This window comes from Micromonospora aridisoli, assembly GCF_056150025.1.
The window spans coordinates 46469-61825 of record NZ_JAXCFK010000013.1; the positions used below are offsets into that span (position 1 = coordinate 46469).

The following is a 15357-nucleotide window of genomic DNA, read 5'->3' on the forward strand; positions in this document are numbered from 1 at the left end:
CCGACCCGGGCTTGTGCAACACATGATGACTGGTGTGACGGATGGTACGCCAGGGAATCGGAAAATCCGCCGCCCGGAATACCCGGACAGGTGACCGCGGTTCCACCTCGTGACGCCGCGATGACCAGCCGGCATCGTGGGTCGTGTACAGTTCCATCGGCGGCCTGTGCCGCGTAAGCCTCCGCGGGTCTCGCCTCAGATGGCGCCGCCCGCAACAGCCCCCGGACGTTCCGTCCTCCGTACGTCTTGCAAGGAGTACCTCCGTGGCGAGCAACACCTCTAAGACCGCGCGCGCGTCAGTCCGGGCCGGCCAGGCTGGCCAGGGTGGCGCCCTCAGCGTGCTGGGCGAGTTCAAGTACCTGATCCCGCTCAACGGCGGCAAGCACGCCTACGTGCGGAACCTGACCAACGGCAAGACGGCGCACCTGCGCACCGACTCCGAGGCCTTCATCGAGGAGATCCGGGTGCTGGCCGCCGCCGGTCACGCCGCCAAGATCCGGGCGGAGATCAACGGTCTCAACGCCGCTCACCCGGGTGACGGCTGGGACGCCACCGAGAAGCGCCTGGTCGAGGCCGGCGTCTTCGAGGCCTGATCCGCCGAGGGCGACGCGCCCTCTCCGTACCACCAGTGAACGCCCGTCGGGTCACCCGGCGGGCGTTCGCGCGTCTCCCACCTGCGCCGCCCGAGGTGCGGTCACGGCGGGTCGAGCAGGGCCACCTCGCCGGTGGCGAGGTCGTAGAGGGCCCCGGTGACCGCGACCCGGCCGGCGCCGACCGGTGGCGCCAGCCGTGGGTCGGCGCGCAGCGTGGTCACCGTACGTGCCACGTGCCGCCGGACCGCCAGGGGCACCACCTGTGGATCGTCCAGACCGGCCTGGGCGACCGCGGGCGCGATCCGGTCGACCAGATGGGCCAGCGCACCCTCCGGACGCCGGCCGGTGCGCATCGACTCGACCGTCGCCCGCACCGCGCCGCAGCGCTCGTGCCCCAGCACCATCACCAGCGGTACGCCGAGCACCTCGACCACGTACTCGATCGATCCCAGCACCGCCCGGTCCAGCACGTGCGCCCCGGTACGGATCACGCAGATCGAGCCGAAGGTCTGGTCGAAGATCGCCTCCAGCGGCACCCGCGAGTCGATGCAGCCCAGGACGACGGCGTACGGCTGCTGGTCGCCGGAGGCGGTCGCGGCCGCCGCGGTCACGTCGTGGCCGTGCACCGGCTGGCCGCTGACGAAGCGCCGGTTGCCGGCAAGCAGTTCGGCCAGGGCCGCGCGGGGAGTGCCCCCGGGGGCCCGCCCGACGAGCGTCGGACCTGCCGGTATCCCACCCGTCACCGCCATGCTCCAAGCTTGGCCGGGGCCGCCCTCGGCGCGGGGCCGATCGACGAGATCTTCTCAACAGCATGGTTCGCGTGTTGTCATGGCGGGTAGCCGGTGTTACCACCGGGTATCCCCGGTGTTACGCATCCGTGCGCCGTGGGGAGGTGGCTGATGCCGGAACCGACCGAGGTACGGCTGGGCGACGACGTACGCCTGCACGTGGAGACCGACGGCCCGACCGACGCCGAGGTCACCGCCGTGCTGCTGCACGGCTGGACGCTGGACGGACGTAGCTGGCACCGGCAGCTGACCGCCCTCCGCGAGACGTTCGGCTCGGTCCGGGTGGTCACCTACGACGCGCGCGGGCACGGCCGTTCCAGCTGCATGGCCCTGCCCACGGCCACCCTGGCCCAGTTGGGTGACGATCTGGCGGCGGTGCTGGACGCGGTGGCCCCCACCGGGCCGGTGATGCTGGTCGGCCACTCGATGGGCGGCATGACGATCATGGAGTACGCGCACCGCCACCCGGAACACTTCTCGCGACGCACCGCCGGCCTGGTCTTCATCTCCACCACCGCGGAGGGGCACACCCACACCGTCTACGGACTTTCGCCCCGGATCGCCCGGATCATCCGGCTGGCGGAGACCACCGGGGCCGGGGTACTGGCCCGCTGCGGCTCCTGGCGACCGCCCCGGGCCCTGCTGCGGGCGCTGCGCCCGAGCATCCGCTGGATGCTCTTCGGCGACCGCTGCGACCCCACCGACATTCGGCTGGTCACCTCGGCGGTGGCCCGCGCCTCGCTGCGGTCCATCGGCGGGTTCCGGGCCTCCATCGGCACCCAGCACCGGCTGGCCACCCTGGCCGAACTGGCGCACCTGCCGGCGGCGGCGCTGGTCGGCGACCGGGACCGCCTCACCCCGCCGCCGTGCGCGGAGTCGATCGCCGCCGCCCTGCCGGCCACCGAGCTGACCGTCTGCCCCGGGGCCGGGCACATGCTGATGATGGAGCGTCCCGAAGAGGTCAACGCCGCCCTGGCCGGTGTGCTGCGCCAGGTCCTGAACGCCCTCCCGGCCCGGCAGCGCGTGCACCACTGACCGCCGCCCGCTCCGGCCGAGGTGCCCTTTCGCAGGGGGCCGTCGCCGGCCGGCGAAGATCCGGGAGAAACACCCTCGGACGTGGGGCGTAATCTCGTGCGGTTGGCCGGGCGGCGTCACGAGGAGAGCGAGCGGTGGACCAGAGCACCCTGGATCAGGAGATCGCCGCCGAACAACGGCATCTCGACCGGGTGTACGCGCGACTGGCCGAGCTGCGCCGGTCCGCGGTTCGCGCGGAGCGGGAGGGCTACCGGCTCGCCCGGGTCGGCACCTTCGGCGCGCTGGTCGAGCGCGACGCCATGGTCTTCCACGCCGCTCAGCGACGTCACCTGCTCGACGCCGAGTACGAGGGGCTGGTCTTCGGCCGGCTCGATCTGCGCGACGGACAGACCCTGTACGTCGGGCGGCTCGGGATCCGCGACGAGGACGCCACCACGCTGGTGGTGGACTGGCGGGCCCCGGCCGCCGCCGCGTTCTACCGGGCGACGCCGGCCGAGCCGCTGGGTGTCGTCCGGCGCCGGACGATCCAGTCCAGCGGTGAGCGGGTCACCCGCATCGAGGACGACCTGCTGGACCCGGACGCCGCCCCGCCGGACATGCCGGTCGTCGGCGACGGTGCGCTGCTGGCCACCCTGTCCCGGACCACCGGTCGCGGCATGCGCGACATCGTGGCCACCATCCAGCGCGAGCAGGACGAGGCGATCCGCTCCCCCGGCTCGGGGGTGACCCTGGTCTCCGGTGGCCCGGGCACCGGCAAGACCGCGGTGGCGCTGCACCGTGCGGCGTACCTGCTCTACGCCGACCGCAGCCGGTACGCCGGCGGCGGCATCCTGGTGATCGGCCCGTCCTCGGTCTTCGTCGAGTACATCGCCTCGGTGCTGCCGTCGCTCGGCGAGGACACCGCCACCCTGCATTCGCTGGGCACGCTGTTCCCCGGGGTGACCGCCACCCGCACCGACCCGCCGGAGGTCGCGGCCGTCAAGGGTTCGCTGCGGATGCGTCGGGTGCTGGAGCGGGCGGCCCGGGACGCGGTGCCCGACTCCCCGACCGAGCTGCGCCTGCTGTACCGGGGCAAGCTGCTCCGGCTGGAGCGGGCCGAGCTGGACGCCATCCGGGACCGGGCGCTGCCCCGCGGCGCCCGTCGTAACGAGGTGCGCCGGGCCGGCTTCGACGGCGTGCTCGCCGCGCTCTGGTCGCAGGCCCGCCAGCTGGGCATCGCCGGCCTGCCCGAGCAGCGCGCCTTCGAGGACGAGCTGATCGACCGCACGGACTTCCGCGACTTCCTGAAGGCGTGGTGGCCACGGCTGCATCCACGGCATGTGCTCGCCTGGCTGGCCGATCCGCAGCGGCTGCGCCGGTACGCCGGCGGCATCCTCTCCGGCGCCGAGATCCGGCTGCTCGGCGCGGCGTACCGGGAGTTGGCCGTGCACGGTCCGACCGTCGCCGACGTCGCGCTGCTGGACGAGTTGGACGCGCTGCTCGGCAAGCCGATGCGCCCCGCCCGCAGGAAGCGGGATCCGTTCCAACTCGCCGGTGGGGTGCGTGAGCTGAGCACCTTCGCCGACCGGCAGCGGGCTGCCCGGCAGGCCGCCCGGGAACGTCCCGAGGACTACCGCGACTACGCCCACCTGGTGGTCGACGAGTCCCAGGACGTCTCGCCGATGCAGTGGCGGATGGTGGGCCGGCGTGGACGACTGGCGTCCTGGACCGTGGTGGGCGACCCCGCGCAGACCGCCTGGACGGGGAACCCGCAGGAGTTGGAGCGGGCCCGTGACCAGGCGCTCGGCCGCCGTCGCCGGCACCGGTTCACCCTCACCACGAACTATCGCAACTCGGCGGAGATCTTCGCGGTGGCGGCGGCCGAGATCCGCCGGGTGTACCCGGACCTCGCGCTGCCTGTCGCGGTCCGCTCCACCGGGATCGACCCGGTCCAGCTGGTGGTGCCGGCACAGGAGCTGGAGGCCACCGTCGTGACGGCCGCCTGCGCCCTGCTCGGCAAGGTCGAGGGCACCGTCGGCGTGATCACTCCGGTGCCCCGCAGGGATCAGGTCGCGACCTGGTTGGGCGCGATCGGCGACGAGCGGCTGCAGGTGGTGACCAGCCTGGAGGCCAAGGGCATGGAGTACGACGGTGTGGTGCTGGTGGCCCCGGGCGAGATCCGGGCGGAGCCGGGCGCGGGCGTCCGTACCCTCTACGTCGCACTGTCCCGGGCGACCCAGCGGTTGACCACCGTCGACCCGACCGGTTGAGCCGACCGCACAAGAATGCATACATAGCGATGTCGGCATAGATCCTTCCCCGGACCGGCGGACGACGGAAGGTGTCTGGGTGGGCTCCGGCCATGACCACCACCACGCCGCGGTGTCGAACGCCGCACACCGCCACTCCGGCCGAATGTGGGCGGCGTTCGCCCTGCTCAGCACGCTGATGCTGATCGAGGCGGCGACCGCCCTGCGGACCGGTTCGCTGGCTCTGCTCTCCGACGCCGGGCACATGTTCACCGATGTGCTGGGCATCGGGATGGCCCTCGCGGCCATCGCCGCCACCCGCCGGACCGACAGCGATCCGCAACGCACCTTCGGCCTCTACCGGCTGGAGGTGCTCGCGGCGCTGGCCAACGCCGTACTGCTCTCCGGCGTCGCGGTGTACGTGCTGGTCGAGGCGGTCCGCAGGTTCGACGATCCGCCCGAGGTGGTCGCCGGCCCGGTACTGGTGGTGGCGGCACTCGGCCTGTTCGCCAACGTCGCCGCGTTCGCGTTGCTGCGCCCCGGGGCCCGGGAGAGCATCAACCTGCGCGGGGCCTACCTGGAGGTGCTGGCCGACCTGCTCGGCTCGCTGGGCGTGATCGCGGCCGCCCTGCTGATCGTCGTAACCGACTGGTGGTGGGCCGATCCGTTGGTGGCGGTGGGGATCGCCACGTTCATCCTCCCCCGGACCTGGCGGCTGGGCCGGGCGGCGGTACGCATCCTGGTCCAGGCCGCCCCGGAACACCTCCAGGTCACCGCGGTGCACGACCGGCTGGCCACGGTTCCCGGGGTGGCCGGCGTCCACGATCTGCACGTCTGGACGTTGACCTCCGGCATGGAGGTGGCCTCGGCGCACCTGACGATCAGCCCCGGCACGGACGTCGGTGCCGTGCTGGCGGCCGCCCGCGCCGCGCTGCACGAGGACTTCCAGATCGAGCACGCGACCCTCCAGATCGAGCCGCGAACGGATCCCGGAGACTGCGGGACGGTGCAGTGGTGACGGTGCGGCCTGGAGAAATGGGCTTATTGCCGGCTTTGACCTGCTTTACTAGTCAGCAACTCAACACCACGAGTAACACCAGCTGCACCGGTCACGTAGGCACCGGTAGGCTCGGACCCGGCCTCCGCCAGGCGGCACCCACCGGTGCCGGCGGCGGCCGCCGCCTAATCGCCCGCCAGGGCGAACCGGGGAACCATGTTCCTGGGGTGCATCCGCGTCAGCGGTAGGGATCTTCCGTCCCGAACCCGTCAGCTAACCCGGTCGGCGGCTGACGGAAGGACATGTGCATGCCAGCAGTGGCAACCGTGAGACCGGCCGCCCGTACGGCGGCCCTGATCGCCGCCGCGCTCGCCCTCATCCTCGGCGTCGCGCTGGCCCCCTTCGCCCCCGCCGCCGCGGCACCGCAGGGACTGCGTGCGGCGGCCCCGGACGACGTGGACGACGAGGGCGGCACCCCGGCGCTCCGGGCCCAACTGGAGGCCGCCAGCAAGGGCTACCTCGACGCCAAGACCGCGCTCGACCGCTCGGTCAAGCGGCAGAAGCAGCTCGCCGAGCAGCTCAAGACGACCGAGAGCCAGCTCGCCGAGCGCACCACCAAGGTCGCCGAGATCGCCGCGCAGGCGTACCGCACCGGCCGGCTGGGCGCCGCGTCGGCGTTGCTCAACAGCGGATCACCCGCCGGGTTCATGGACCGGGCGGCGGCGCTGGACGCGGTGGCCGCCAACGAGGATCGCGCACTGCGCGAACTCCAGGCCGCCCGCGACGAGGTCAGCACCACCAAGCAGGCGCTGGACGTGGAGGTCCAGGAGCAGCGCAAGCAGGTGGCAGTGATGGCCAAGCGCAAGGAACAGGCCGAGCGGGCGTTGACCGTGGCCATCGAGCGGGACGAGGCGGCCGAGCGCGCCGCGGCCGCCGAGCGCGCCAACCGCGCACCGACGCGCAGCAGCAACAGCAGCAGCAGCGGCGGGTCGAGCCCCACCGCCAAGCCCGCGCCCCGTAACTCCGACGGGTCGTGGCCGGCGGAGTCGTGCAGCGTCAACGACCCCACCCCGGCCAACGGCTGCATCACCCCGCGCACCCTGCACGCGCTGAACCAGGCCAAGTCGGCCGGCTTCACCCGGTACGTCTCCTGCTACCGCTCCGGCGGTTCGGGTGAGCACCCGAAGGGCCGGGCCTGCGACTTCGCGGCCCAGAAGAACGGCTTCGGCGGAGACGCGACCGGCGGCGACCGGACCTACGGCAACAACCTGGCGGCGTACTTCGTCAACAACGCCGACCGGCTCGCCGTGCTCTACGTGATCTGGTACAGGCAGATCTGGCTACCCAGCAGTGGCTGGAAGTCGTACAGCGGCGCTCGGGGCGACCCGTCCAGCGATCACACCAACCACGTACACCTGTCGGTCTACTGATCCGCCACGGCACCGGGTGAGCCGTCCTGCACGGACGGTTCGCCCGGTGCCGCGTTTCCACCCTTCGCCAGCGGGGCACCGTCCCTTCGGCGCGCACCGACACGTCTGCACGGTTACGGTCGTACCAGGAAGCGGACATTGCTCCGTTAACGGGAGGAACGTGCATGAGTGAGCGCAGCGAGCGGATCACCAGGCTCAACGTCGGTACGGACCACGGCGGGGTGCGGCGATGAGCGGTCACGTGATGGTCTTCGCGCCGACCCCGCTGCTGACCGTCACCGTCGACCAGCCGAGTGACGCCCCGGAGCTGCATCTGCACCCGGGCGGCCAGGGAGTGTGGCAGGCCCGGATGGTGCTCTCCCTCGGCGTCGACGTGGTGCTCTGCGCGGCGCTCGGTGGCGAGATCGGTCAGGTCCTGGAGCCGTTGCTGGTCAGCGAGGGGGTCGACCTCAAGGTCGTGGCCCGCGACTCCGGCGGCACCGGCGGGTACGTGCACGACCGTCGCGAGGGCAGCCGACGGGAGATCGTGGACGTGATCGGCCAGCCGTTGAGCCGGCACGAACTCGACGAGCTGTATAACCTCGCGCTCGGGGAGGGCCTGCGGGCCCCGGTGAGCGTGCTCAGCGGACCGAACCATCCTTCACTCGTCCCCGCCGACCTCTACCGGCGCTTCGCCGCCGACCTCGGCGCCAACGGCGGCCGGGTGGTGGTGGACCTCTGCGGCGAGCATCTCACCGCCGTCCTGGAGAGCGGGGTCTTCTTCCTCAAGATCAGCCACGAGGAACTGGTCGCCGACGGGCGGGCGGAGGGTGACGACGAGGAACAGCTCACCCGTGCCATGTACGACCTGCATGCCTCCGGCGCCGAGAACGTGGTGGTCAGCCGCGCCGACCGGCCCGCGTTGGCGCTGGTCGACGGAGAGGTGTTCGAGGTGCGGATGCCGCGGCTGGAGGCGGCCGACCCACGCGGTGCGGGCGACTCGATGACCGCCGGTGTGGCCGCGGTGGTGGCCCGCGGTGGCGACGTCCGCACCGCGATCCGCACCGGCGCGGCGGCCGGCGCGCTGAACGTCACTCGGCACGGCCTCGGTACCGGCCGACTCGACTCGATCAACGGCCTCGTCGACCGGGTCCGGCTGGAGCCCGCGGGCAGCCGCCCGCAGGAGCGCACCACCCCTGACGAACTGGCCCAACGGGCAGGTGACCGATGACGCTACGGGTGCTGATCACCAACGACGACGGGATCGCCGCGCCCGGCATCCAGGCCCTGGCCCGGGCCGCCGTCGACCGCGGCCTGGACGTGGTGGTGGCCGCCCCACTGGAGGAGGCGAGCGGCACCAGCGCTGCGATGAGCGCCCTGGAGGAGGACGGGCGGGTGGTGGTCCGCGAGCATCCGCTGCCGGAGCTCGACGGGGTGCCGGCGTTCGGCGTCGGCGGCTCGCCCGGATTCATCGCGCTCATCGCCGTGCACGGCGCGTTCGGGCCGCCGCCGTCGGTGCTGCTGTCGGGAATCAACCGGGGCGCCAACGCGGGACGCGCCGTGCTGCACTCCGGCACCGTGGGGGCCGCCTTCACCGCCGCCGCCAACGGCTGCCGGGCGATGGCGGTGTCGCTGGACGTGCTCTCGGCCGGTGAGGCCACCGCGGCCAGCGGGGGCGCGGCCGTGGCAGCCGCCGCCCGGGTACGCGACGCGGAACGCAACTGGGCCACCGCGGCCCGGGTCGCCCTGGACCTGCTGCCCCGGCTGACCGCCGGGCCGACGGAGAGCGTGCTCAACGTCAACTCGCCCGATCTGCCGCTCGCACGACTGCGGGGCGTACGCCGGGCCAGCCTGGCGACCTTCGGCCAGGTGCAGATGACCGTCGCCGAGTCGGGGCACGGCTTCGTGCGTACCTCGTTGGAGGAGCCCGGCCAGTCGGTGCAGCCGGGCACGGACCTGGCCCTGCTCGCCGACGGATACGCGTCGGTGACCGCGGTCCGGGCGGTCACCGAGGTGGCCGACGTGGACCTCTCCAACCTCGACGGGGACTGACCGGGCCGATCCCGGCGCCGGTCAGGCCCCGGGAAGCACCTCGGGCGCCGTGGCGGCGCCGGCGTAGTAGGGCTCGGGTGCGCCGAAGAGGCCGAGCAGGCCGGTCACCCAGAGCTGCCGGTGCACGAACCGGCTCGGCTCGGTGACGACCAGCTTCACACCGCTGACCTCGGCGGTCTGGAAGCCGGCGACCATGGCGCTGATGCCTACCGAGTCGATGAAGGTGACCAGCCGCATGTTGAGCTCGATCCGGGCCGGCCGCCCCTTGGCCAGCACCTCGGCGATGGCCTCTTTCACCTCGTACGCGGTGTCGACGTCGATCTCGCCCCTCGGGGCGATCTCGATGACACCACCGGGCCGAACCGTCTGCAGGATCGACAGGCTCACGCGAGCACCTCCACTCGCCCGTACGACGGGCGCCTCATCAGTACGCGGGCCGCGACCGACAGTATTCCTTCAACTGCCTCGGTCGCCACCCCTCGGGATGAGCAATTCACGGACACGGACGCGCCAAATCGCCCTTATCCGTACTTATTGGTCTTATTGCACAGCGCTCAGCCGCCGCCGACGCCGCTGGTCCAGCGTAGCGGGCCGGCGCCACCACGTCGTGTCTCACCGCTGTCCGGCGTGCCCGCCGCAACCGGCTCTGAGCTGCGCTCGGCATGCGGCGTTCGCGTGGTGTGCCTAGCATCACCGGGTGACCCCGTGTGCTCAGCCTCACGGGGACCCATCGACGGAAGGACCGCATCATGATCCGGAGACTGGCCCAGCTGGCCGGCGTCGGCGCCCTGCTCGCCCTCGTGCTGGCCTGCGGGTTCGGCGGCGGCGGAGATGACGACGGCGATGACGATGAGGATGACTTCGCCCGTGCTGCGGTGGTAGCGGTCGTCGCCCGCTGACCCTGCGGTCGCGCGCGTCGACCCGGTTCGCGGACGTGCCGCCGGGCCAGCGCCAACGCGACGCGTACGAGTGGCCTTCGGGGCGGGTGGAGGCTCTGGTGGTTTGCGGCCGGGCCGGTGCGGGCACAGCCTCCGATGCGAACCGCCACGGTCGGGAAGCGCCGCCGCCAGTGAGGTGGCCACCGGCTCCGGCACTGTCGAGGAGGGAACCACCATGTTCGGAACGAATCTGCTGGAGCGCCGCAGCAAGCCGGAGCGGATCGCGGACCAGGCGTGGCATCACCTCGTCTCGGCGGTGAACAACGCGGGCGACAGCATCCGCGACACCGCCCGCACCGCCCGGCACAGCTCCGTCGGCTTCGCCGGTGACGCCGGTGACCTCGTGGAGTCGGCCGCCGAGGAGGCCCGCCACCGCGCGAGCCGCGCCTTCGACGCCCTCGCCGGCCGCCGGCCGGCGCTGCCCTGGACGTTGCTGATCGGCGCCGCCCTGGTCGGCGCCGCGATCGGTTGGGCGGCCGGCACCGCCGCACGGGCCGCCGGCAGCCGTGACCGGGCCCTGGACGACATCGAGTTCGTCGACGTGGACCGGCCCGACTCCCCCGCCGACCCGACCAACCCCGGCAACTGACGGACCCCGCGGTGGGCCCCGCCGGCCAGTGCGGTCGGACGGGGCCCGTCGTGCTGGCCCCGGTCATCCGATGCGGGTGACGTCGGATCACCCGGACCACCACCAGGCTCGTGCCAGCGGACCTGGTTGCCCGCCCGCGCCGCTGCGGGTGTGGGCGGCGCTCCGGTTCCCGCCATCTCTGGTGAGAAGGGAGCGACCGATGGCGAGCATCTCGACGATCAACCGCACCGACCAGGACATCCGGTCCGCGGTGCTGGACGAACTCGACTGGGAGCCCCGGGTCCGGCCGCACGAGATCGGGGTGACCGTCGCCGAGGGCGTGGTGACGCTGACCGGGCGGGTGGACAGCTACGCCAAGAAGTGGGCGGCCGAGCGTGCCGCACACCGGGTCACGCAGGTACGGGCGGTGGCCAACGATCTCGCGGTGCGGCTGGTCACCGGCGCCGAACACACCGATCCGGAGATCGCCGCAGCGGTTCAGCACGCGCTCCAGTGGCAGGCGTTCGTGCCGGTCGACGCCCTCGACGTGACGGTCTCGCAGGGCTGGGTCACCCTGCATGGCGAGGTCGAGTGGGAGTACCAGCGGCGCGCCGCCGAACAGGCGGTTGGCCAGCTGAACGGGGTTCGCGGGGTCAGCAACGGCATGACCGTCCGACCGGCGGTACGCCCGGACGGCGGCGTCCTGGCCAGGCGCATCGTCGACGCGCTGGCCCGCAACCGCGCCACCGACGCGGAACAGGTGACGGTACGCGTACACGGCGACACGGTGCTGCTCGGCGGACTGGTGCACTCGATGCCCGAACGCGCCGAGGTGGAACGGGTGGTCTGGTCCGCCCCCGGCATCCGTGAGGTGCAGAACCACATCGCGGTCGCGCCGGTGCTCCGCTGACCGGCCCGAACCACCCGGGCCGGGTGAGCCACGTTCACCCGGCCCGACCGCAGGCTGGGGGGTATGACCGATCGGCTGACCACGCCCCTACAGGTCACTGCGCGACTCCGCACACCCGTCACGGAACACGACCACGTCCGTGGTCCGCTGGGCGCACCGGTGACGATCGTGGAGTACGGCGACTTCCAGTGCCGCTTCTGTGGCCTCGCCCACGCCAACCTGAAGGAGCTGCTCCGGCAGCGTTCCGACACGGTCCGCCACGTCTACCGCCACTTCCCGATCACCAACATCCACCCGTACGCCGAACGGGCCGCCGAGGCCGCCGAGGCCGCCGGGCGGCGGGGCCGGTTCTGGGAGATGCACGACTGGCTCTACGAGCACCAGGACCAGTTGGACCCGGTGCACCTGACGCTCGGTGTCGAACAGCTCGGCCTGCCCGTCGACGAGATGGAGGCGGAGATCGGACGGCACGCCCACGGCGACCGGATCCGGCACGACTTCGTCGGTGCCATCCGCAGCGGCGTGGACGCGACTCCCACGCTCTTCGTCAACGACGTCCGGCACGACGGCGACTTCGACCTGGCCACCCTCCTCACCGCCGTGGACGCCACCACCACCCCCTGATCCCCGTTGATCATGAAGTTGTTGTCCCGACACGCCAGGTTGAGGGCGCAACAACTTCATGATCGCCGAGATGGTGGGCGTGGGCGTGGCTGGTCGGGTCAGATGAGGCGTAGTTGGCGGGCGCGGCGGACGGCGTCGCGGCGCCGGGTGGCGTCGAGCTTGCGGTAGATGTTGCGGACGTGGGTCTTGACCGTGTTGACGGAGACCGACAGCTCGGCGGCGATCTCCACGTTGGACAGGATGCTCTGCAGATAACGCAGGATCGTCAGCTCCCGCTCGGTGAGCGGTTCGTCCAGCGACGCCGCCGGATCGACGGTGGCCGGGCCACCCGCCGCCGTGGCCGGCGCGTCGACGGCGCGTACCAGGTCACTCACCAGTGACCAGTGCGCGGTGCCGGAGTCGAGGTGGGCGGCGAGCAGTTCCCGCAGCCCCGGCTCGGCCCGGATGAACGGGCGACGGTAGCCCTCCGGTGCCGCCAGGTCGAGGGCCTGCTCCAACGTCCGGCCGGCCCGCCGGTCGTCGCCGGCCTGAAGGGCCAGCACCGTGCCCAGCAGCGCGGCGTCCAGACGTACCGGAAGCGGCCACTCCGCCGCCGACGCGGCGGTCCAGTCCGGCAGCAGGTGCCCGGCGGCGCGCGGATCACCGGCCCGCAGTTCGGCCCGGGCCGCCGCGACGGCCAGGGACACCGCCGCCCCGGTCACCGGCCCGGACGGCCGGTCACCGGCCAGTTCCCTGGCGGTCTGCGCGTCGCCCCGGGCACCGTGCAGGTCCAGTTCGGCGGCACGCAGCCACGACCCCAGCTCACCGTCGCGAGCACCCCACCCGTCACGGGCCTCCACCAGCAACCGGTGGGCGACGGTCAGGTCTCCCTCGTCGTAGCGCAGCTGCGCCCGGCACCAGCCGGCCACCGTCGCGGCCACCGTTTCCCCACCCGCCGACGCGGCCAACCCCAGATGGGCCTCGGCCTCCACCGGCTGGCCCCGGTGCAACGCCACGACCGCCAGCGCCAGGTGGGCGTACCCGCAGTCGACCAGCGCCGCCCAGCCCTGGCAGGGCGGCAGGGCCAGCGCCGCGCGGGCCCTCTCCTCGGCGGCCCGCAGCTCCCCGCGCAGCGCCGCCACCAGGGACCACCGGCTGGCGCAGACCAGTTCGGTACGCGGGCGTCCTGCCTCCCGGGCGGCGCCCAACGCCGCACCGAAGCCGGCCACCGCCCCGACCAGGTCGCCCGCGTCCAGGGCGAGCAGGGCAAGCGCGGTGCCGGCCACCGCGCGCACGTCGGCGTCCTCTCCGGCATGGCCCCGCGTCCCGGCGACACCGCTGCCGGCCCTCGTCGCCGTCGCATCCACCGGAACGGCTGCCCGGCCGCCGCGCAGCGCGGCGACGTCGGCCGGCAGCCCGTCGGCGGTATCGACGTCCTCCGACCCGCCCGCTGGCTGACCGTCGGTGGCGACCCGATCGGCACCCTTCGGTTCGCCCGCCAGGTCACCACCCGTGGCGATCCGATCGGCGTCCTTCGGGTCGCCGGCCGGGTGACCGCCGGTGGCGAGCAGGCGGGTGGCGGCGGCGCGTACGGTCTGCGGATCGCCGGCGAGGCGGGCCAGGCTGAGTTCGACCGCGGCGACCAACCGCCCGAAGCGGGACCTGCGCGGTTGCGGCAGCCGCCGAGCCTGCCCGGTGGCCAGCCGCAGGTACGAAGCGGCCGCCCGGGTGTCGGCGTCGAGGGCCCGTTCGGCGGCGCAGGCGAGGGCGAGTTCGGGGTCGCGGTCGACCGCCTCCGCCGGAGGCGGCGTGGGCACCGGCCCGGCCCCCGGCCGGTCGTACGGCACCAGCTCCGGCCAGCTGCTGACGAACAGGTCGGTGGCGGCCGTCCAGTCACCGGCGGCGAGCGCGTGGCGTAGCGCGTCGCCGGGTCGACCGTTGCCCGCGTACCAGCCGGCCGCTCGCAGGTGCAGTTCGCGCAGCTCGTCGGCGGGCAGCCGGACCAGCTCGCGGTGCAGCAGGTCGGCCAGGAGCGGCTGGCACCGGTACCAGGCCGGTCGACCGCCGTCGTGGTGGAGCAGGCCGCTGTCCTCGGCGAGAACGTTCAGGCGTTCCTCGGCGTCCGGGTCACCGCTGAGCGCGGTGGCGAGACCGGCGCAGACAGCGTCGACGACCGACGCGCGGCGCAGCAGCTCCCGGTCCGCCGGCTCCAGTCCGGCCAGCGGTTCCGCGCGCAGATAGCCGGCGATTTCCGGCTGGTCCGCGCCGAGCTGGCTGATCCAGCGCTCCGGATCGGGCTGGTCGCGCAGGGCGAGGGCGGCGAATCGCAGTAGGGCCGCCCAACCGCCGGTGCGCTGCCGCAGCAGCGCCACTGCGGCGGCCGGCACCGCCACGCCGTGCGCGGTGAGCAGGTCGGCGATCTCGTCGTCGGTGAAGGCCAGGTCGTCCGGGCCGATCTCGGTCAACTCCCCGGCCAGCCGCAACCGGTGCACCGCCAGCGGAGGGGCGGTACGCCCGGCCACCACCAGACGCAGTCGCTGCTCGGTGTGGCGTAGCAGAAATTCCAGCCCGGCCAACGCCGCCGGTTCGGTGATCCGGTGCAGGTCGTCCACGACCAGCACCACCGCCTTCTCCCGGGCGGCCAGGGCGGCGGCGAGGACCTCCAGTTCGTCCGGGCGCGGTGCCCGCTCGGGCAGCGGTGCCTCCGCCGGGTCCGCGACGGTGCGCAACGCGGCGCCGAGGTACGACCAGAGGCGGTCCGGATCGTCACCCATCTCGACCGACACCCAGCCCGGTGTCGGGGCCTGCGGGTCGGCCTCCCGGAGTGCCCGGATCCAGGTGGCGAGCAGGGTGGTCTTGCCCCAGCCCGCGGGTGCCCGGAGCAGGGTGACCGGGCGGGTCACCGCCTCGTCGAGCAACCGGGCCAGCCGGGGCCGCAGGAGCACCGGTTCGGGCGGCACGGCGGGTGCCAGCCGGGACGCCAGCAGGGGCGGGCCGGCCGGCGCACGGACCGCCGCCTCGGCCCGGACGGTGCTGCGCTGATCCGGCATCCGGCCCACCCCCACGGACGCGTGCTTCCTCCCCGGTCCTGCGGCGGGCGGTTACCCGACCCGGGACAGTTCACCCCTTCCGGAGGAACCGGGTTCACCCGGCCGGCGGTGACGATGGCGGCGAGCTGGGCGGAGGCGTCGCGCGTGCTCGATTCGCGGGCGGCGGAACGGCCGGGAGCGGGAGCC

General features: G+C 73.3%; 14 protein-coding genes and 1 riboswitch. Of the genes, 11 read left to right on the plus strand and 3 right to left on the minus strand.

Annotated features, from left to right (window positions below; translation table 11 throughout):
• The first annotated feature begins 263 nt into the window (after positions 1-263).
• Positions 264-593 carry a hypothetical protein gene (locus tag SM447_RS24400; protein WP_309223601.1) on the plus strand — a complete coding sequence of 110 codons (330 nt, stop codon included), beginning with the start codon at positions 264-266 and terminating at the stop codon, positions 591-593.
• Between the two features lie 101 nt (positions 594-694).
• Here SM447_RS24400 and SM447_RS24405 read toward each other — a convergent pair whose 3' ends face one another.
• Positions 695-1342, minus strand: a complete 648-nt coding sequence (locus tag SM447_RS24405; RefSeq protein WP_474575191.1) for a carbonic anhydrase — start codon at positions 1340-1342, stop codon at positions 695-697.
• A 150-nt stretch (positions 1343-1492) separates the two neighbouring features.
• On the opposite strand from SM447_RS24405, the gene SM447_RS24410 reads away from it, so the two are divergent.
• From SM447_RS24410 to surE, 6 genes are all read left to right on the plus strand, one after another.
• Positions 1493-2416: an alpha/beta fold hydrolase gene (locus SM447_RS24410; RefSeq protein WP_474575192.1), complete on the plus strand. Its 924-nt coding sequence runs from the start codon at positions 1493-1495 to the stop codon at positions 2414-2416.
• Between the two features lie 134 nt (positions 2417-2550).
• Positions 2551-4665: a HelD family protein gene (locus SM447_RS24415; RefSeq protein ID WP_474575193.1), complete on the plus strand. Its 2115-nt coding sequence runs from the start codon at positions 2551-2553 to the stop codon at positions 4663-4665.
• Between the two features lie 79 nt (positions 4666-4744).
• On the plus strand, positions 4745-5662 hold the full coding sequence (locus tag SM447_RS24420; RefSeq protein WP_474575194.1) for a cation diffusion facilitator family transporter: 918 nt from the start codon (positions 4745-4747) through the stop codon (positions 5660-5662).
• Between the two features lie 151 nt (positions 5663-5813).
• A riboswitch (cyclic di-AMP (ydaO/yuaA leader) is annotated at positions 5814-5945 on the plus strand.
• Between the two features lie 4 nt (positions 5946-5949).
• The gene (locus SM447_RS24425) at positions 5950-7071 is read left to right on the plus strand and encodes a coiled-coil domain-containing protein (protein ID WP_474575195.1); all 1122 of its coding nucleotides are present in this window, start codon (positions 5950-5952) and stop codon (positions 7069-7071) included.
• Positions 7072-7300: 229 nt separating this feature from the next.
• Positions 7301-8281, plus strand: a complete 981-nt coding sequence (locus SM447_RS24430) for a 1-phosphofructokinase family hexose kinase (protein ID WP_474575196.1) — start codon at positions 7301-7303, stop codon at positions 8279-8281.
• Positions 8278-9102: a 5'/3'-nucleotidase SurE gene (gene surE / locus SM447_RS24435; RefSeq protein WP_474575197.1), complete on the plus strand. Its 825-nt coding sequence runs from the start codon at positions 8278-8280 to the stop codon at positions 9100-9102. Before SM447_RS24430 ends, surE begins: the two co-directional genes overlap by 4 nt.
• 21 nt (positions 9103-9123) lie before the next feature.
• Here surE and SM447_RS24440 read toward each other — a convergent pair whose 3' ends face one another.
• Entirely contained in the window at positions 9124-9489 is a 366-nt protein-coding gene (locus SM447_RS24440; protein ID WP_099850669.1) for an STAS domain-containing protein, read from the minus strand.
• Positions 9490-9851: 362 nt separating this feature from the next.
• On the opposite strand from SM447_RS24440, the gene SM447_RS24445 reads away from it, so the two are divergent.
• The 4 genes from SM447_RS24445 to SM447_RS24460 all read left to right on the plus strand — a co-directional run bounded on the left by SM447_RS24445 (position 9852) and on the right by SM447_RS24460 (position 12142).
• Positions 9852-10001, plus strand: a complete 150-nt coding sequence (locus SM447_RS24445) for a hypothetical protein (protein ID WP_474575198.1) — start codon at positions 9852-9854, stop codon at positions 9999-10001.
• Between the two features lie 214 nt (positions 10002-10215).
• On the plus strand, positions 10216-10629 hold the full coding sequence (locus tag SM447_RS24450; protein ID WP_474575199.1) for a hypothetical protein: 414 nt from the start codon (positions 10216-10218) through the stop codon (positions 10627-10629).
• Positions 10630-10828: 199 nt separating this feature from the next.
• Positions 10829-11518, plus strand: a complete 690-nt coding sequence (locus tag SM447_RS24455; protein ID WP_474575200.1) for a BON domain-containing protein — start codon at positions 10829-10831, stop codon at positions 11516-11518.
• A gap of 75 nt (positions 11519-11593) precedes the next feature.
• A complete protein-coding gene (locus tag SM447_RS24460; RefSeq protein ID WP_474575295.1) occupies positions 11594-12142 on the plus strand; it encodes a DsbA family protein in 549 nt (182 codons plus the stop codon).
• Between the two features lie 98 nt (positions 12143-12240).
• Here SM447_RS24460 and SM447_RS24465 read toward each other — a convergent pair whose 3' ends face one another.
• Positions 12241-15171: a LuxR C-terminal-related transcriptional regulator gene (locus tag SM447_RS24465; protein ID WP_474575201.1), complete on the minus strand. Its 2931-nt coding sequence runs from the start codon at positions 15169-15171 to the stop codon at positions 12241-12243.
• Positions 15172-15357 lie beyond the last annotated feature (186 nt).